This is a genomic window from Pseudomonas koreensis (assembly GCF_036668835.1).
Classification (GTDB): Bacteria; Pseudomonadota; Gammaproteobacteria; order Pseudomonadales; family Pseudomonadaceae; genus Aquipseudomonas; species Aquipseudomonas koreensis_I.
The window spans coordinates 120,032-138,716 of the sequence record NZ_JAZEVW010000003.1; the positions used below are offsets into that span (position 1 = coordinate 120,032).

Sequence of the window (18,685 nt, forward strand, 5' to 3'; positions counted from 1 at the left end):
GTCAGAAATCCAGGTTGGAAACCGCCAGCGCATTGCTCTCGATGAAGTCTCGGCGAGGTTCGACCGCATCACCCATCAGGGTGTTGAAGATCTGGTCGGCGCCGATGGCATCTTCGATGGTGACTTTCAGCATGCGGCGCACGCTTGGGTCCATGGTGGTTTCCCACAGCTGATCCGGGTTCATTTCACCCAGACCTTTGTATCGCTGAATGGTGTGGCGCTTGGTGCTTTCGGCCATCAGCCAGTCGAGGGCTTCCTTGAACTCGGTGACGGCTTTCTTGCGTTCGCCACGCTGGATGTACGCGCCTTCGTCGAGCAGGGTGCTCAGTTGAGCGCCGAGGGTGACGACGGTCTTGTAGTCGTTGCTGCCGAAGAAGTCGCGGTTGAACGTGACGTAGTTGGACAGGCCGTGGGAGATCAGTTCAACCTCAGGCAACCAGACACCACGTTCGCGGTCTTCACGCAGGCTGGCCTTGTAGACCAGACCCGACTTCTCATTAGTGCGCAGACGAACTTCATACTGGGCCAGCCAGTCTTGCATCGCTGCATGGTCGCCCAAGGTTTCCAGGCTCACCGCTGGCAGGTAGATGAAGTGCTCGGTCAGCTCCTGCGGATACAGGCGCGACAGGCGCTTGAGAGTTTTCATCACCATGCGGAAGTCGTTGACCAGACGCTCGAGCGCTTCGCCGGAAATACCCGGTGCGTCTTCGTTCAGGTGCAGGCTCGCATCTTCGAGGGCCGACTGCGTCATGTACTCTTCCATGGCGTCGTCGTCCTTGATGTATTGCTCTTGCTTGCCTTTCTTGACCTTGTACAGCGGCGGCTGGGCGATGTAGATGTAGCCGCGCTCGATCAGCTCCGGCAACTGACGAAAGAAAAAGGTCAGCAGCAGGGTACGAATGTGCGAACCGTCGACGTCAGCATCGGTCATGATGATGATGTTGTGATAGCGCAACTTGTCGATGTTGTACTCGTCGCGGCCGATGCCGCAACCCAGCGCAGTGATCAAGGTGCCCACTTCTTGAGACGAGATCATCTTGTCGAAACGCGCTTTCTCGACGTTGAGGATCTTGCCCTTCAACGGCAGGATCGCCTGAGTCTTGCGGTTACGTCCCTGCTTGGCAGAGCCGCCCGCGGAGTCACCTTCCACCAGGTACAGTTCGGACAGCGCCGGGTCTTTCTCCTGGCAGTCAGCGAGTTTGCCCGGCAGGCCGGCAATGTCCAGCGCGCCTTTGCGGCGGGTCATTTCACGAGCCTTGCGCGCCGCTTCACGGGCACGGGCGGCATCGATCATCTTACCGACCACCAGCTTGGCTTCGTTCGGGTTCTCCAGGAGGAAGTCGGAGAAATATTTGCCCATCTCCTGCTCGACCGCAGTCTTCACTTCGGAAGACACCAGCTTGTCTTTGGTCTGCGAGCTGAACTTCGGATCCGGTACTTTCACCGAGATGATCGCGGTCAGGCCTTCACGAGCATCATCGCCGGTGGTGGCGACTTTGTGTTTCTTCGCCAGGCCTTCCTGTTCGATGTAGTTGTTCAGGTTACGCGTCAGCGCCGAACGGAAGCCCACCAGGTGGGTACCGCCATCGCGCTGGGGAATGTTGTTGGTGAAGCACAACAGGTTCTCGTTGAAGCTGTCGTTCCACTGCAGGGCAACTTCTACACCGATGCCGTCTTCGCGCTGGATGTTGAAGTGGAACACCTGATTGACCGCAGTCTTGTTGGTGTTCAGGTATTCAACGAACGCGCGCAGGCCGCCTTCGTATTTGAACAGTTCTTCCTTGCCGCTGCGCTCATCCTTGAGGACGATGCCAACACCGGAGTTGAGGAAAGACAGTTCACGAATGCGCTTGGCGAGGATGTCCCAGCTGAAGTGAATGTTCTTGAAAGTTTCGCTGGAAGCCTTGAAGTGAATCTGGGTGCCGGTGGTTTCGCTGTCGCCAACGATGGCCATCGGTGCCTGAGGTACACCGTGGACGTAGGTCTGTTCCCAGATCTTGCCGCTGCGGCGGACGGTCAGGACCAGTTCTTCGGACAATGCGTTCACTACCGACACGCCTACACCGTGCAGACCACCGGATACCTTGTAGGAGTTATCGTCGAACTTACCACCGGCGTGAAGGACGGTCATGATGACCTCGGCGGCGGAAACGCCTTCCTCTTTATGTACGTCTACCGGGATGCCACGACCGTTGTCTTTCACGGTGATGGATTCGTCCGGGTGAATAATGATGCTGATGTCGTCGCAATGGCCGGCGAGGGCTTCGTCGATCGAGTTGTCGACCACCTCGAACACCATGTGGTGCAGACCGCTGCCATCGTCGGTGTCACCAATGTACATACCGGGACGTTTGCGCACGGCATCCAGGCCTTTCAGCACTTTAATGCTCGATGAGTCGTACGTATTTTCTTCGCTCAATGCCTTCACTCCCGATGGTCGTGGGTCTGGGTGATACGGCCCTGTTCCACGTGGAACAAAGCGACTGGCGTTTCCGTCTGCCAGCCTTCCCTCAATAATTCGTGATCTACACAGGTGATGAACACCTGGCAGCGTAAGTCTTCCAGCAAACGGCACAGCGCGCGGCGATGGCTCTCGTCCAGCTCGGACGGCAAGTCATCCACCAGATAAATACACTGACCGCGGCGGGCCTGGCTGACCAGGTGCCCTTGGGCAATCCGCAGTGCGCAGACCACCAACTTCTGCTGACCCCGGGACAATATGTCCGCGGCATTGTGTGCGCCCAATCTAAGACGCAAATCAGCCCGTTGCGGTCCGGCTTGGGTGTGCCCCATCTGCTGGTCCCGTTGCACGGAACCAGCAAGTACGGCGCTCAACTCCCGGTCTTTATCCCAGCCTCGGTAATAGCTGAGCGTCAAACCCTCGAGCTCAACCAGTTCGCTCAAGGTCTGTTCGAAGACCGGTTTCAAGGCTGTGATGTAAGCGCGGCGGTATTCATCAATTTCAGCGCTGGCCTGGCACAGTTCCCTGTCCCAAACCGCTTGCGAAACGGCGTCAAGTGTACCATGCCGCAGCCAGGAGTTTCTCTGACGCAAGGCCTTCTGCAAACGCTGCCAGGTCGCCATGAACCGCGGCTCGACGTGGAACACGCCCCAGTCGAGGAACTGCCGGCGAATCTTTGGCGCGCCTTCGAGCAGACGGAAGCTGTCGGGGTTGATCAACTGCAGCGGCAGGATTTCCGCCAGTTGCGCAGCGCTACGGGCGTTCTGCCCATCGATGCGAATCTGAAACTCGCCCTGACGGTCGCGAGAGATCCCCAACGCACTGTGCCCGCCCTCGGCCAATTCAACTTGACCGAATACCGTACAGGCGAGTTGCTCGTACTGGATGACCGGCAACAAGCGCGTGCTACGAAACGAACGGGCAAGCCCCAGCAGGTGAATGGCTTCCAGTACACTGGTTTTGCCGCTGCCGTTGGCGCCGTAAAGAATGTTGATGCGGGGAGAGGGGGAGAAGGTCACCGGGTGCAGATTGCGCACCGCGGTGACCGAAACACGACTTAACGACATTCAGAATCAGCTGATTACAGACGCATCGGCATGACAACGTAAGCCGAGTCGTCATTGTCGGACTCTTGCACCAACGCGCTGCTGTTGGAGTCGGACAGGATCAGGCGAACCTGCTCGGTGGTCATCACGCCCAACACGTCGAGCAGGTAGCTGACGTTGAAGCCGATTTCCAGCGAGCCGCCGTTGTATTCAACGCCCACTTCTTCTTCCGCTTCTTCCTGTTCCGGGTTGTTGGCCTGGATCTTCAACTGACCGCTGGCCAGTTGCAGGCGAATGCCGCGGTACTTCTCGTTGGACAGAATAGCGGTACGGCTGAACGCTTCACGCAGGGCCTGGCGATCGCCCAGTACCAGCTTGTCGCCACCCTTGGGCAGCACGCGCTCGTAATCCGGGAACTTGCCATCGACCAGTTTCGAGGTGAAGGTGAATTCGCCGGTGGTCGCACGGATATGGTGCTGACCGAGAACAATGCTGACATTGCCGTCCGGCTCGGTGAGCAAACGTGCCAGTTCAAGGATACCTTTGCGCGGCACGATCACCTGATGACGATCCGGCTGACCGATATCGGCCTGCATCGAGCACATGGCCAGACGGTGACCGTCGGTTGCCACCGCGCGGATGATGCCTGCAGAAACTTCCAGCAGCATGCCGTTGAGGTAGTAGCGCACGTCCTGCTGGGCCATGGCGAAGCTGGTGCGTTCGATCAGACGACGCAGTTTGCTTTGTTCAAGGCTGCAGGTCAGCGAGCCCGGACCTTCTTCAACGGTCGGGAAATCGTTGGCTGGCAGGGTCGACAGGGTGAAACGGCTACGGCCGGCCTTCACCACCAGCTTCTGCTCGTCGACCTTGATGTCGATCAGCGCATCGTTGGGCAGGCTTTTGCAGATGTCCATCAGCTTGCGCGCAGGCACGGTGATGGAACCTGTTTCGGCCGGCTCCTCGAGTTGCACACGACCGACCAGCTCGACCTCAAGGTCGGTACCGGTCAGCGACAGTTGCTGGCCCTCGACAACCAACAGCACGTTGGAGAGTACCGGCAAGGTCTGTCGGCGCTCGACGACGCCTGCGACCAGTTGCAGGGGTTTCAACAGGGCTTCGCGTTGAATGGTGAAATGCATGGTCTAGTCCCTTGCCTTAATAAGCTGCGCTGGTGTTCATCAAGTGGTCAGTGTACGCAGCAGGTTCTTGTAGTCCTCGCGGATGTCCGCGTCGGATTCCTTAAGTTCGTTGATCTTGCGGCAGGCGTGCAACACGGTCGTATGGTCGCGACCGCCAAACACATCGCCGATTTCCGGCAGGCTGTGGTTGGTCAGTTCCTTGGACAACGCCATGGCCACCTGACGCGGGCGCGCTACCGAGCGCGAACGGCGCTTGGACAGCAGATCGGAGATCTTGATCTTGTAGTACTCGGCGACCGTGCGCTGGATGTTATCCACAGAGACCAGTTTGTCCTGCAACGCCAGCAGGTCTTTCAGCGATTCGCGAATCAGCTCGATGGTGATGTCGCGGCCCATGAAGTGCGAGTGGGCGATCACGCGTTTCAGCGCGCCTTCCAGCTCACGCACGTTGGAGCGAATACGCTGGGCGATGAAGAATGCCGCGTCATGCGGCAACTCGACTTTGGCCTGGTCAGCCTTTTTCATCAAGATGGCCACGCGGGTTTCCAGCTCCGGCGGCTCGACGGCTACCGTCAGGCCCCAACCGAAACGCGACTTGAGACGCTCTTCAAGACCTTCGATTTCTTTCGGGTAGCGGTCACTGGTGAGAATGACCTGCTGGCCACCTTCAAGCAGGGCGTTGAAGGTGTGGAAGAATTCTTCCTGCGAGCGCTCTTTGCGGGCGAAGAACTGAATGTCATCGATCAGCAATGCGTCCACCGATCGGTAGAAACGCTTGAACTCGTTGATGGCGTTCAGCTGCAGCGCCTTGACCATATCGGCCACGAAACGCTCGGAATGCAGGTACACGACCTTGGCATTCGGGTTCTTCTTTAATAGATGGTTACCCACCGCGTGCATCAAGTGGGTTTTACCCAGGCCGACGCCCCCATAAAGGAAGAGCGGGTTATAGCCATGCTTGGGGTTGTCCGCGACCTGCCACGCCGCCGCCCGGGCGAGCTGGTTGGATTTACCTTCGACGAAATTTTCAAAGGTGAAGGTGCGGTTCAGATAGCTGGTGTGCTTGAGCGCACCTTCGACCTGCACGGTGCGCTGTTCGGCCCGAACCGGGGCTTGTTGCGACGCGGCACCGGCCATCGGATCAAAGCTGTCGCGAGACGGCTCTTCACTGATTTCTTCGGTTTTGTGCGTTGAACGCTTGTTCGACGCGCGCGCCGGTGCAGGAGCCGGCGCACTGGCAGGCGCGGTATTGGCCTGGGCCTGAGAAACCTGCGCCGCAGCCAGCGGTGCATTCGGGGCGGCACGCGGAGCCGAGCTGCGTTTGCTGCCTATTAACAAGGACAGCGCAGGTGCCATGCCATTGCCGTGCTCATCCAGCAGTTCCATGACCCGGCCCAGGTACTTTTCGTTGACCCAGTCCAGCACGAAACGGTTCGGTGCGTAGACGCGCAACTCGTCGCCTTCGGCTTCGACCTGTAGTGGACGGATCCAGGTGTTGAATTGTTGGGCAGGCAGCTCCTCGCGCAAAAGCTCCACGCACTGCTGCCAAAGTTCCACTGACACGGATATCCCCTAAGTTGAAAGCCGGTGAGGCAAAAACAAGCGGCCATTGTAGCGGCGAGCCGTCCACTTATCCACACGCAGGTTGCCCGGCATTCATCAATTGTCAGCGGCCTGGATCGATAAAAGGCGACCAACGGTTAGTGAATAAGCTCTGTGGATAACCACCCTTGAGGGCACTGGACAACTGGGGCCTGAACTCGGTGGATAACCTGCCTGTGGATAACCGACCATTCCACGCACAGGTTATCCGACAGCGCAGCACAGGCTGATCACGGTTTTCCACTGTAGTTGTCATTCCCTGTACACCAGATAAATAAAGGTGTCATGTCACTTATCCACAGAGGATGCATTGCCTAGCTTTAACAAGCTTTACAGAAAAGCTTTAAATAATTCCCTTCTCTATTTTTATATCTGGCGGACAGTGTTTCAGACGAAAACGTCCGGGAGATCTATTTATAAGGAAACGCTGGTTGGAAATTGACCTGAAGGCTTGCTTTCTCTAGAATCCCCGGTCTCTTAAAACGGGGGCCATTCCGGCCCGTTGTGGACGAACCAGGTAACACGACATGAAACGTACTTTCCAACCAAGCACTATCAAACGCGCTCGTACCCACGGTTTCCGTGCTCGCATGGCTACCAAGAACGGCCGCGCAGTCCTGTCGCGTCGTCGCGCCAAAGGTCGTGCGCGTCTGGCAGTTTGATAATCCGGTACTGGAGGTGAGTCAGGACTTCAGTCGGGAAAAGCGTCTGCTTACCCCCCGGCATTTCAAGGCAGTCTTTGACTCCCCTACCGGCAAGGTTCCGGGGAAAAATCTCCTGCTCCTTGCACGCGACAACGATCTCGATCACCCCCGTCTCGGGCTGGTTATCGGGAAAAAGAGCGTCAAGCTCTCCGTTGAGCGCAATCGTCTCAAACGTTTGATGCGCGAATCGTTCCGTCTGCACCAGGATTCACTGGTCGGCTGGGACATCGTTATCGTCGCGCGCAAAGGTCTGGGCGATGTAGAAAACCCCGAATTGATTCAGCATTTCGGCAAACTCTGGAAGCGTCTGGCTCGTAACAAGCCGGTTCCGGCAGTTAAAACCGAAACTGTAGGGGTAGACAGTCCAGATGCGTAAACTGGCCCTCGTTCCGATCCAGTTTTATCGCTATGCCATTAGTCCTTTGATGGCCAGCCACTGTCGTTTCTACCCCAGTTGTTCCTGCTACGCGTATGAAGCCATTGAAAATCATGGCCTTCTGCGCGGTGGCTGGCTGACCTTTCGTCGTTTAGGTCGCTGTCATCCGTGGAATCCCGGTGGTTATGACCCGGTTCCGCCTATCCCTACCTCCCGTTCTTCTTCGATGGCCGAGTAATCATGGATATCAAACGCACGATCCTGATCGTCGCCCTGGCAATCGTGTCCTACGTTATGGTTCTTAAATGGAACCAGGACTATGGCCAGGCTGCCCTGCCGACTCAGAATGTTGCTTCCAGTACGACTACATCCGGTTTGCCGGACACCGCCACTGGCACCAATGCTGCCGCCAGTGACGATATTCCGCGTGCCGCCAGCGATACCAGCGCACCTGCCGAAACACCGGTGGCCGCCAGCAAGGATCTGATCCAGATCAAAACCGACGTGCTCGATCTCGCGATCGATCCACAAGGTGGCGATGTCGCTCAACTGACCTTGCCACTGTATCCGCGTCGTCAGGATCGTCCTGATGTGCCGTTCCAGCTGTTCGATAACGGCGGCGAACGTGTGTATCTGGCCCAAAGCGGGCTGATCGGCACCAATGGCCCGGACGCAAATCCGGCCGGTCGTCCGGTCTACTCCTCGGAGAAGAAGACCTACCAACTGGCTGAGGGTCAGGATCAACTCGTCGTTGACCTGAAATTCAGCAAGGATGGCGTCAACTACATCAAGCGTTTCACTCTGAAACGCGGCCTGTATGACGTAGCCGTTTCCTACATTGTGGATAACCAGAGCGCTCAGCCCTGGAATGGCGCAATGTTCGCTCAGCTGAAACGCGACGCAAGCGCGGATCCTTCGTCCACAACAGCGACTGGCACTGCGACTTACCTGGGCGCTGCCCTGTGGACAAGTTCGGAGCCGTACAAGAAAGTGTCCATGAAGGACATGGACAAGGCGCAGCTCAAAGAAACCGTTACTGGTGGCTGGGTCGCCTGGCTGCAACACTACTTTGTGACGGCGTGGATTCCGGCCAAGGGCGAAAACAACATCGTCCAGACCCGTAAAGACAGCAAAGGCAACTACATCATCGGTTATACCGGTCCTACGTTGACCGCTGCTCCGGGTGCCAAGGTTGAAACCAGCGCAGTGCTGTACGCCGGTCCAAAAAGCCAGGCGGTGTTGAAAGAGTTGTCCCCAGGTCTGGAACTGACCGTCGACTACGGCATTCTGTGGTTCATTGCCCAGCCAATCTTCTGGCTGCTGCAACACATCCACGCGATTGTCGGTAACTGGGGCTGGTCGATCATCTTCCTGACCATGCTGATCAAGGGAATTTTCTTCCCGCTGTCGGCTGCCAGTTACAAATCGATGGCGCGCATGCGTGCCGTTGCGCCGAAACTGGCTGCGCTGAAAGAGCAACATGGCGACGACCGGCAGAAAATGTCGCAAGCCATGATGGAGCTGTACAAGAAAGAGAAGATCAATCCGCTGGGCGGCTGCTTGCCGATCCTCGTGCAGATGCCGGTTTTCCTTTCGCTGTACTGGGTTCTGCTGGAAAGCGTGGAAATGCGTCAAGCGCCGTTCATGCTGTGGATCACCGACCTGTCGATCAAGGATCCGTTTTTCATTCTGCCGATCATCATGGGCGCGACCATGTTCATCCAGCAGCAGCTGAACCCTACACCTCCGGACCCGATGCAGGCGAAGGTCATGAAAATGATGCCAATCATCTTCACGTTCTTCTTCCTGTGGTTCCCTGCTGGTCTGGTGCTGTACTGGGTTGTGAACAACTGCCTGTCGATTGCACAACAGTGGTACATCACGCGTAAGATCGAAGCGGCGACGAAAAAAGCCGAGGCGTAACTTGCACTGTGGATAACACCACTCAAAACGCCCCCTAGTGGGGCGTTTTGCTATCTGCCACTTTTGTCTGGATTCCGGTTTATGAGCACACCGCGTGAAACCATCGCCGCCGTCGCCACCGCACAAGGTCGCGGTGGTGTAGGCATCGTTCGTATTTCCGGGCCGTTGGCCAGCGTGGCGGCGAAAGCCATCAGCGGTCGCGAGCTGAAACCTCGGTTTGCCCATTACGGGCCGTTCTTCAACAACGACCAACAAGTGCTGGACGAGGGGCTGGCATTGTATTTCCCGGGACCGAACTCGTTTACCGGCGAAGACGTGCTGGAACTGCAAGGACACGGCGGCCCGATCGTTCTCGACATGCTGCTCAAGCGTTGCCTGGAACTGGGTTGCCGCTTGGCGCGTCCTGGGGAGTTCAGTGAACGCGCGTTTCTCAATGACAAGCTCGACCTGGCCCAGGCCGAGGCGATTGCCGATCTGATCGAAGCCAGTTCTGCTCAAGCTGCACGTAATGCCCTGCGTTCATTGCAGGGAGCGTTTTCCCAGCGTGTGCATTACCTGACAGAGCAACTGATCGGTCTGCGCATCTACGTTGAAGCCGCTATCGACTTTCCTGAAGAGGAAATCGACTTTCTCGCCGACGGCCATGTGTTGAGCATGCTCGACAAAGTGCGCAACGAGTTATCCACAGTACTGCGCGAGGCCGGACAAGGTGCCTTGCTGCGTGACGGCATGACAGTGGTGATCGCCGGCCGACCGAATGCCGGCAAATCCAGCCTGTTGAATGCGCTGGCCGGTCGGGAAGCCGCCATCGTTACCGAGATCGCTGGCACCACCCGGGATATCCTGCGCGAACATATCCACATCGATGGCATGCCGCTGCACGTTGTCGACACTGCCGGTCTGCGTGATACCGATGATCATGTGGAAAAGATTGGCGTCGAGCGGGCATTGAAGGCGATTGGTGAGGCTGATCGCGTGTTGTTAGTGGTTGATGCGACCGCACCGGAAGCGCTGGATCCGTTTGCCCTGTGGCCAGAATTCCTCGAAACCCGGCCGGATCCGGCCAAGGTCACCCTGATTCGCAATAAAGCCGATCTGACCGGCGAAGCAATTGCGCTGGAAACCAGTGAAGACGGCCATGTGACCATCAGCCTGAGTGCCAAATCGGCGGGTGAAGGCCTGGATTTGCTGCGTGACCATCTAAAGGCCTGCATGGGTTACGAGCAAACCTCGGAAAGCAGTTTCAGTGCACGGCGTCGTCACCTCGAAGCATTGCGCCATGCCAGCGCGGCACTGGAACACGGCCGTGCCCAACTGACATTGGCGGGCGCCGGCGAATTGCTCGCCGAAGATTTGCGCCAGGCCCAGCATGCTCTTGGTGAAATCACCGGGGCGTTCAGCTCCGATGACTTGTTGGGGCGGATCTTTTCCAGCTTCTGCATCGGTAAATGAAAACAGGCCTGTGGACAATTTATCCACAGGCCTTTTTTTACCAGTTGTAAGACACCGTACCGAGCAAAGTCCGGTCTTCGCCCCAATAACAGCGCCCTGCATCGTTGCAGCCTGATACGTATTCCTTGTCGAAAAGATTTTTCGCGTTGAGATCCACGCTCCAATGGTTGTCGATCTGATAACCGATCGCGGCATCGACCAGCGTAACATCGTCGGCATCCAGCTTGCCGTAGAGTGATGGCGAGGTATAGGCGAACGCGCTGTCGAAGTAGCGTACACCGCCGGCCACGTACAAGCCTTTCAGGTCACCGTCGAGAAAGCGGTATTTGGCCCAGACCGAGGCCTGATTTCGCGGCACGCCGGTCATTTGATGACCTTTGACCAACGAAGTCGCGGCATCCTTGGTAATGCGCGCATCGGTGTAGGTGTAAGCCGCAGTCACGTTGAGGTTCTGCGTCAGGTTGCTGTTCAACTCCAGCTCGACACCCTTGGAGCGGCTTTCGCCTACCTGGCGATAACTCGAGGTCGACGAGTCGAAGTAGGTGTCGTCCTTTTTGCGCAGGTCGTACACCGAAGCGGTGAATGCGGTATCCCAGCCGATCGGCTCGTACTTCACGCCAACTTCGTACTGGCTGCTGGTGATCGGATCGAGCGGTGCGCCGGCGTTGGAAATCTGCTGCACTGGCACAAACGAGGTGGAATAGCTGACATACGGCGTCATGCCGTTGTCGAACTGGTACATCACCCCGCCCTGATAAGTGAACTTCTTGTCCTCGGAGCTGATGTCGCCGCCCCTGGCCACCTTGTCGCGAAAATCGCTGTCGACCCAGTCCTGCCGGCCACCGAGCAAAAACAGCCACTGGTCGTACTTGCTCTGGATTTGTGCATAAACGCCTTTCATCTGTTGCTCGAGCAGGGTGTTTTGCACCGCAATCGGCGTGGTCGGGTCGCGTAGATAAACCGGGTTATACACATCGATCGGCCCGACGATGCCGGCGTTCCAGTCCTGATTGAACGAAGTACGGTCGTAGCTAACGCCGAACAGCACAGTGTTCTCCAGCCCACCGACCTGAAACTTGCCTTCCAGTTGGTTATCCAGCGAGTACACCATCGACTTGTTGAACCGATCGTAAGCGGTCATGTTCAGCCGCGTGCCGAAACCGCCGTTATTGAGGTTGCCCGGCCATGTTTCGTGACGGGTGATGCGCGACTGCATATAGCGCGAGTTCTGGCGAAACTGCCAATCATCGTTGAATGAATGGCTGAACTCGTATCCAGTGCTCCAGGTTTCCCGTTCGAAAGTATTCCAGTCCGGATCGCCAAGCATCGTGTCCTTGGATAATTTGCCGTTGTGGTTGCTCAGCAATGTCCCGGCGGCCGGCAGGCCAAGTTCCATGTTGGTGTGATCCTTCTGGTAGTTGGCCAGCAGCGTGAGCGTATTGAAGTCGTCGAAATTCAGCGTCAGCGAAGGGGCGATGTAGATTCGGTCATCCGGGACGTGATCGGTCTGGGTGTCGGACTTGCGTCCGAGCATCACCACGCGCCCGAGAATGTTGTCGCTGTCGTTGAGCGGCCCCGACACGTCGACGCCGATCTGCCGGCGATTGTTCGAGCCATAACCCAATTGCACTTCGCCCTGAGGTGTAGCGGTTGGACGCTTACTGACCAGGTTGACCAGACCGCCAGGGGCGTTTTCGCCATACAACAGCGACGACGGACCGCGGAACACTTCAACCCGTTCCAGTCCATACGGCTCGGTGCTGGTGTCATAGCGATTGCCCTGCACGCGGAGTCCATCGCGCAGCAGACCGTAGCCGTAATCGGTGGCGTTGAAACCGCGAATGAAAAACAGGTCTCCGGCCAGACTGTCGCCTGCTGCAAATGGTGGGGCAAAGATGCCTGGGACGTAGCCAAGTACCTCTGTGAGTGTCTGAGATTTCTGATCTTTCATGCGTTGTGCGGTGACGACTGACACAGAGCGCGGCGTTTGCGACAGCGGCGTGCTGGTTTTCGTACCGACCCGGCTGTTCTGCGCCTTGTAGCCGACGTCGGCGGCGTAGTCCAGGTCCATCGGGTTGGCCAACTGCGCGTTGATGTTGGTTGGGGCCAGTTCCAGCGAATCAGTGCTTGGCAACGCTTGCAGAATGTAACTGCCCGGCGCCTGCGGCACGGCCTGCAGTCCGGAGCCTTGCAGCAGTTGGGCGAAGCCCTGCTCGACACTGAAATTGCCGTTCAGCCCGGTACTGGACAAGCGTAGCGTCTGTTGCGGCGAGAAGGACAAAATCACATTCGCAGCGGAGGCGAACTGGCTGAGGGCTTTATCCAAAGGGCCCGCGGCAATGGCATAACGCTGAGTACTGCTCGCCGCGGATGCGCCAGCGGGCATCACCAGACAAGACGCGGCACTGGTCATTAATAGGCAGTAAGCAAGACAGTGGTAGGAGAAGTGCTGACGATACGTAGGAAGACGCATGTGTGGATAAGCCCTGAAGGTGGCAACGAGCCGCGTTTATCGCGATTACCTGTAGGGCCGGTTCAGGGCAAAAAAAGATAACCCGGTTTCAGTTTATTTTTCGCGGGTGTGGTTTCGATCAAGCGCCATGGCTGATCGATATCCAGTAACGGGTGAAATAACGCACGTTGATCGGCAACGAAGCCTGGAGATTGGCCAGCACAGCGTCCGTGGAATCGAGCTTGAATGTGCCGGATATGCGCAGATCCCTAACGCCAGCATCGCAATGCAGGACGCCGCGGCGATAGCGCTGCAGCTCATCGATCACATCACCCAGACGCGCATCAAGCACAATCAACTGGCCGTTGCTCCACGCCACTTGCGATGAGGTGAACGGCTGAATGAGCGCGATATGCTGACGATCAAAATCTGCACCTTCACCCGTCTGCAAGATTCTCGCTGGCGCTGAGACGTCAGCGGGCTGAATGCTGACACGATCTTCGAGCACACCCACTCGGGTTGAACCCGGTAACTGATGAACCGAAAAATGCGTGCCCAGCGCTTGAACCCGGCCATCCTGGGTTTCGACAAAAAACGGTCGTTGATCGCCAAGCTTGCCGGTTTGAATCAGGATCTCGCCCGAGCGCAGGCGAATCAGCCGTTGTGTCGTATTGAAAGACACATCGATCGCGGTGTCGGTATTGAGCTGGATCTCGCTGCCATCGGCCAATGTAAGGTTGCGTCGCTGACCGACCCGGGTTTTGTAGTCGGCCCAGACATTCCCCAAGGAAGTGTGTTGCTGAACGTTCCAGCCGACGAATCCGGTCCCCGCAGCGACCAGCAACAGCTTCAATACCTGGCGTCGTTGCTGTCCGGTAGTCAGGGCGCGACGCTTCAAATCCTGCGGCAATGTTCCCAAATGACGCTGCATTTGTTCCACCTGGTTCCATGCCACCAGATGCGCAGGATCGCTATCTATCCACAGCTGCCAGGCCTTTTTTTCGGCAAGGGTTGGCGGCTCTGCCTGAAATTGCACATACCAACTGGCGGCTGCTTCGAAAACCTGGCGGTCGGGTGCGATGGCCATTAATGCTGCGCCATGATCAGGGCACATTCCGTCAGGGCGCGAACCATGTGCTTCTTCACCGTGGTCAGCGAAACCCTCACCTGCGCGGCGATCTGTTGATAAGTCAGGCCTTCAATCTGAGAAAGCACGAAGATTCGCTGCGTTCGCGCACCGAGGCCAGCCAAGGCTTTATCCACCGCCATCAGTGTTTCAATGATCAGCGCTCGGTCTTCTTCACTGATTGCGGTGGCTTCAGGTCTGGTTGCAAGAGCCTGCAGAAAAGCGTTCTCGATGGCGCTTCTTCTATAACGATCGATCACCAGGCCACGCGCAATGGTGGTCAGATAATCCCTGGGCTCGCGGATATACGCAGCATTGCGGGCCGCCAAAATTCTCACGAACGTGTCATGCGCGACATCAGCCGCATCGCAGGCGTCATTTAATTTTCCCTTGAGCCAGCCGTAGAGCCACGAATGGTGTTGCTCGTAGATTTGCTCGATCGCAGCGGTGTGGGCGAGTAGGGGCATGGGAGAAAGTAACAAGTTAATGATAATGCCTATTATTAGCCCCTGTTACGTTCTCTCACAATAGCCCTTTCACTTCCTCTCCAACGAACGCATGGGCGTCACCGCTATCTCGGTGGCGCCTTTTTTCGCGTTCTGTATCCATCGTCTGGACATTTTATTTGTGGATTAAGCTCTGTGAATAACTGCCCCTGAGGCCGGTTGATAACAGGGTCCAAAAACTGGACATAACCCGCTCTGTGGATAACCACCCCTTTAATCCACAGGCTTACGAGGCTTATCCAATGCCCTCATCGGCACATGGGCACAGGGTTTTGAATCTCTGTACAGTACATAAATAAAGGCCTGTAGTAATCTATCCACAGAAAGCGTGGTCAGTAAGAATAAACATAAAAACAAAGGTTTTATAAATTTCTCTCTTTTTTATTCTTTTAACCGCGAGTTCTCCACAGCTGGTTAAATTTTGTGCAAAGGGTTCTTTAGGAAGGGCGAAGTCCCTATACTTGTCGACCAGGTCCAGAAACCTGAGCTCAAACTATTTCCTGAATGACCTATTAAGCAGGCACGAGGTGCGTGGTGGATTTCCCTTCCCGTTTTGAAGTGATCGTCATCGGCGGCGGTCATGCCGGTACCGAGGCAGCACTGGCCTCAGCACGTATGGGGGCAAAAACCCTGTTGCTGACGCATAACGTGGAAACCCTCGGCGCCATGAGTTGCAACCCGGCCATCGGTGGCATTGGCAAAAGCCATCTGGTCAAGGAAATCGACGCCCTCGGCGGTGCGATGGCCATGGCTACCGATTTGGGTGGTATCCAGTTTCGCGTGTTGAACAGCCGCAAAGGCCCGGCCGTACGGGCGACCCGTGCTCAGGCCGACCGCATTCTGTACAAGGCCGCGGTCCGCGAAATCCTGGAAAACCAGCCGAACCTGTGGATATTTCAACAAGCGGCTGATGACCTGATCGTCGAGCAGGAACAAGTCCGTGGTGTTGTCACGCAAATGGGTCTGCGGTTCTTCGCCGATTCCGTGGTGTTGACCACCGGTACGTTCCTCGGTGGACTTATCCACATCGGTTTGCAGAATTTTTCCGGCGGTCGTGCTGGTGATCCGCCGTCAATCGCACTGGCGCACCGTCTGCGTGAACTGCCATTGCGTGTCGGCCGCTTGAAAACCGGCACACCGCCGCGTATTGACGGCAAGTCTGTGGATTTCTCGGTGATGACCGAGCAGCCAGGCGATACGCCGATCCCGGTGATGTCGTTCATGGGCAACAAGGAACAGCATCCACGCCAGGTCAGTTGCTGGATTACCCATACCAACGCCCGCACCCATGAAATCATCGCGGCGAACCTCGATCGTTCGCCGATGTATTCCGCTGCCGGCGAAATCGAGGGCATCGGCCCCCGTTACTGCCCGTCGATCGAAGACAAGATCCATCGCTTTGCCGACAAGGAAAGCCATCAGGTGTTCATCGAACCGGAAGGTTTGACCACCCATGAGCTGTACCCGAACGGGATATCCACAAGCTTGCCGTTCGACGTGCAATTGCAGATCGTGCAATCGATCCGTGGCATGGAAAACGCGCACATCGTGCGTCCGGGTTATGCGATCGAGTACGACTACTTCGATCCTCGCGACCTGAAGTACAGCCTCGAGACCAAGGTGATTGGCGGTCTGTTCTTTGCCGGTCAGATCAACGGCACCACCGGTTACGAAGAAGCCGGTGCGCAAGGTTTGCTGGCCGGGGCCAACGCGGCTCTACGCGCCAAGGGCAAAGAAGCCTGGTGCCCGCGCCGCGATGAAGCGTACATCGGTGTATTGGTCGATGACCTGATCACCCTCGGTACCCAAGAGCCGTACCGCATGTTCACTTCCCGCGCCGAGTACCGCCTGATCCTGCGTGAGGACAACGCCGACCTGCGTCTGACCGAAAAAGGCCGCGAGCTCGGTCTGGTCGATGACGCGCGTTGGGCGGCGTTCTGCAAGAAGCGCGAAAGCATCGATCTGGAAGAACAGCGCCTGAAAAGCACCTGGGTGCGCCCTAACACGCAGCAGGGCGATGCGATTGCCGAGAAGTTCGGCACGCCGCTGACTCACGAGTACAACTTGCTCAATCTCTTGAGCCGCCCGGAAATCGATTACGCGGGTCTGGTCGAAGTGACCGGACAAGGCGCTGAAGACCCACAGGTCGCCGAGCAGGTCGAAATCAAGACCAAGTACGCCGGTTACATCGATCGTCAACAGGATGAAATCGCCCGTTTGCGTGCCAGCGAAGACACGAAACTGCCTGTGGATATCGATTACACCAACATTTCCGGTCTCTCCAAGGAGATCCAGGGCAAGCTCGGCGCGACTCGCCCCGAGACGCTTGGCCAGGCTTCACGGATCCCGGGCGTGACCCCGGCAGCCATTTCGCTGTTGATGATTCATTTGAAAAAACGCGGCGCGGGCCGTCAGTTGGAGCAAAGCGCTTGAGTTCTAAGGTCACTTCGCAACACGCCGAAGAGTTATCCACAGGAGCCCGCGCGCTCGGTGTCAATCTCACGCAAACCCAGCACGAGTTACTGCTGGGTTATCTGGCCCTGTTGATCAAATGGAACCAGGCGTACAACCTCACAGCGGTGCGCGATCCGGATGAAATGGTTTCGCGGCACTTGCTCGATAGTCTCAGCGTGATGTCGTTTATCGAAAACGGTCGCTGGCTCGATGTCGGCAGTGGTGGTGGCATGCCTGGTATTCCGCTGGCGATCCTGTATCCGGACTCGCAGGTGACCTGTCTGGACAGCAATGGCAAGAAAACCCGCTTTCTGACTCAGGTCAAACTGGAGCTGAGGCTGGATAACCTGCAAGTTATCCACAGTCGCGTCGAAGCGTTCCAGCCTGCGCAACCATTCAACGGGATCATTTCCCGGGCCTTCAGCAGCATGGAAAACTTCACCAACTGGACTCGCCACTTGGGCGATGCCGATACACGCTGGCTGGCAATGAAGGGCGTTCATCCGGCCGATGAGCTGGTAGCATTGCCGGCAGATTTCAAACTCGATAGCGAACACGCCCTGGCCGTCCCCGGTTGCCAAGGCCAACGCCATCTGCTGATACTGCGCCGCACGGCATGATTGGGAACACAAGCAAGAATGGCTAAGGTATTCGCGATAGCGAACCAGAAGGGTGGTGTGGGCAAGACCACCACCTGTATCAACCTCGCAGCATCGCTGGTCGCGACCAAGCGCCGGGTGCTGCTGATCGATCTCGATCCACAGGGCAACGCCACCATGGGTAGCGGTGTGGATAAACACGGCCTGGAAAATTCGGTCTACGACCTGCTGATCGGTGAATGCGATCTGGGCCAGGCCATGCATTTTTCCGAACATGGCGGTTATCAACTGCTGCCGGCCAACCGCGATCTGACGGCGGCTGAAGTGGTGCTGCTGGAAATGCAGATGAAGGAAAGCCGTCTGCGTAGCGCGCTGGCGCCGATCCGCGATAACTACGATTACATCTTGATCGACTGCCCGCCGTCGCTGTCGATGCTCACGCTTAATGCGCTGGTCGCTTCCGACGGGGTGATCATTCCCATGCAGTGCGAGTATTTCGCGCTCGAAGGTTTGAGCGACCTTGTGGATAACATCAAGCGCATCGCTGAACTGCTGAATCCGAACCTGAAAGTTGAAGGTCTGTTGCGGACCATGTACGACCCGCGCCTGAGCCTGATGAACGATGTGTCGGCGCAGCTCAAGGAACACTTCGGCGAGCAGCTTTACGACACGGTGATTCCGCGCAACATCCGTCTGGCCGAAGCGCCAAGCTACGGCATGCCGGCACTGGCCTACGACAAGCAATCGCGCGGCGCGCTGGCCTATCTGGCCTTGGCGGGCGAGATGGTTCGCCGTCAGCGCAAAAATTCACGTATCGCCGCTGCCCAGCCAACTTAAGGAATCCC

At 57.1% G+C, this 18,685-nt stretch carries 15 protein-coding genes; 8 read left to right on the forward strand and 7 right to left on the reverse strand.

What is annotated here, in order from left to right; all coding sequences use genetic code 11:
- Nucleotide 1: 1 nt before the first annotated feature.
- The 4 genes from gyrB to dnaA are packed head-to-tail and all read right to left on the reverse strand — an operon-like array spanning nt 2 to nt 6,209.
- Nucleotides 2-2,419 carry a DNA topoisomerase (ATP-hydrolyzing) subunit B gene (gyrB, locus tag V6F91_RS09765; protein ID WP_090288680.1) on the reverse strand — a complete coding sequence of 806 codons (2,418 nt, stop codon included), beginning with the start codon at nt 2,417-2,419 and terminating at the stop codon, nt 2-4.
- Between the two features lie 5 nt (nt 2,420-2,424).
- Complete coding sequence (gene recF, locus V6F91_RS09770; protein ID WP_016772389.1) at nt 2,425-3,528, reverse strand: DNA replication/repair protein RecF; 1,104 nt, start codon at nt 3,526-3,528, stop codon at nt 2,425-2,427.
- Between the two features lie 14 nt (nt 3,529-3,542).
- Complete coding sequence (gene dnaN, locus V6F91_RS09775) at nt 3,543-4,646, reverse strand: DNA polymerase III subunit beta (protein ID WP_186546224.1); 1,104 nt, start codon at nt 4,644-4,646, stop codon at nt 3,543-3,545.
- Between the two features lie 39 nt (nt 4,647-4,685).
- Complete coding sequence (gene dnaA / locus V6F91_RS09780) at nt 4,686-6,209, reverse strand: chromosomal replication initiator protein DnaA (RefSeq protein ID WP_332763870.1); 1,524 nt, start codon at nt 6,207-6,209, stop codon at nt 4,686-4,688.
- A 566-nt stretch (nt 6,210-6,775) separates the two neighbouring features.
- On the opposite strand from dnaA, the gene rpmH reads away from it, so the two are divergent.
- The 5 genes from rpmH (at nt 6,776) to mnmE (ending at nt 10,703) form a co-directional block, all read left to right on the forward strand.
- Nucleotides 6,776-6,910 carry a 50S ribosomal protein L34 gene (gene rpmH / locus V6F91_RS09785; protein WP_003213577.1) on the forward strand — a complete coding sequence of 45 codons (135 nt, stop codon included), beginning with the start codon at nt 6,776-6,778 and terminating at the stop codon, nt 6,908-6,910.
- A 16-nt stretch (nt 6,911-6,926) separates the two neighbouring features.
- Entirely contained in the window at nt 6,927-7,328 is a 402-nt protein-coding gene (gene rnpA, locus V6F91_RS09790) for a ribonuclease P protein component (protein WP_197677837.1), read from the forward strand.
- Entirely contained in the window at nt 7,321-7,566 is a 246-nt protein-coding gene (gene yidD, locus V6F91_RS09795) for a membrane protein insertion efficiency factor YidD (protein WP_010465488.1), read from the forward strand. Before rnpA ends, yidD begins: the two co-directional genes overlap by 8 nt.
- Before the next feature lie 2 nt (nt 7,567-7,568).
- Nucleotides 7,569-9,251, forward strand: a complete 1,683-nt coding sequence (gene yidC, locus V6F91_RS09800; RefSeq protein ID WP_090287843.1) for a membrane protein insertase YidC — start codon at nt 7,569-7,571, stop codon at nt 9,249-9,251.
- An 81-nt stretch (nt 9,252-9,332) separates the two neighbouring features.
- Nucleotides 9,333-10,703, forward strand: coding sequence for a tRNA uridine-5-carboxymethylaminomethyl(34) synthesis GTPase MnmE (gene mnmE, locus V6F91_RS09805; protein ID WP_332763874.1), 1,371 nt, complete (start codon nt 9,333-9,335; stop codon nt 10,701-10,703).
- A gap of 37 nt (nt 10,704-10,740) precedes the next feature.
- Here mnmE and V6F91_RS09810 read toward each other — a convergent pair whose 3' ends face one another.
- The 3 genes from V6F91_RS09810 to V6F91_RS09820 form a co-directional block, all read right to left on the reverse strand.
- Nucleotides 10,741-13,176 (reverse strand): TonB-dependent siderophore receptor, encoded by a 2,436-nt coding sequence (locus tag V6F91_RS09810; protein ID WP_332763876.1) that lies wholly within the window; start codon nt 13,174-13,176, stop codon nt 10,741-10,743.
- A 118-nt stretch (nt 13,177-13,294) separates the two neighbouring features.
- On the reverse strand, nt 13,295-14,242 hold the full coding sequence (locus tag V6F91_RS09815) for a FecR domain-containing protein (RefSeq protein WP_332763878.1): 948 nt from the start codon (nt 14,240-14,242) through the stop codon (nt 13,295-13,297).
- A complete protein-coding gene (locus V6F91_RS09820; protein WP_332763880.1) occupies nt 14,242-14,748 on the reverse strand; it encodes a sigma-70 family RNA polymerase sigma factor in 507 nt (168 codons plus the stop codon). The genes V6F91_RS09815 and V6F91_RS09820 overlap by 1 nt, the downstream gene beginning before the upstream one ends.
- A gap of 573 nt (nt 14,749-15,321) precedes the next feature.
- On the opposite strand from V6F91_RS09820, the gene mnmG reads away from it, so the two are divergent.
- Genes mnmG through V6F91_RS09835 form a run of 3 tightly spaced genes read left to right on the forward strand, consistent with a single transcriptional unit; the run spans nt 15,322 to nt 18,677 of the window.
- Nucleotides 15,322-17,220 carry a tRNA uridine-5-carboxymethylaminomethyl(34) synthesis enzyme MnmG gene (gene mnmG, locus V6F91_RS09825; RefSeq protein ID WP_332763882.1) on the forward strand — a complete coding sequence of 633 codons (1,899 nt, stop codon included), beginning with the start codon at nt 15,322-15,324 and terminating at the stop codon, nt 17,218-17,220.
- A complete protein-coding gene (gene rsmG, locus V6F91_RS09830) occupies nt 17,217-17,861 on the forward strand; it encodes a 16S rRNA (guanine(527)-N(7))-methyltransferase RsmG (RefSeq protein ID WP_332763884.1) in 645 nt (214 codons plus the stop codon). Before mnmG ends, rsmG begins: the two co-directional genes overlap by 4 nt.
- 18 nt (nt 17,862-17,879) lie before the next feature.
- A complete protein-coding gene (locus tag V6F91_RS09835; RefSeq protein ID WP_203420125.1) occupies nt 17,880-18,677 on the forward strand; it encodes a ParA family protein in 798 nt (265 codons plus the stop codon).
- Nucleotides 18,678-18,685 lie beyond the last annotated feature (8 nt).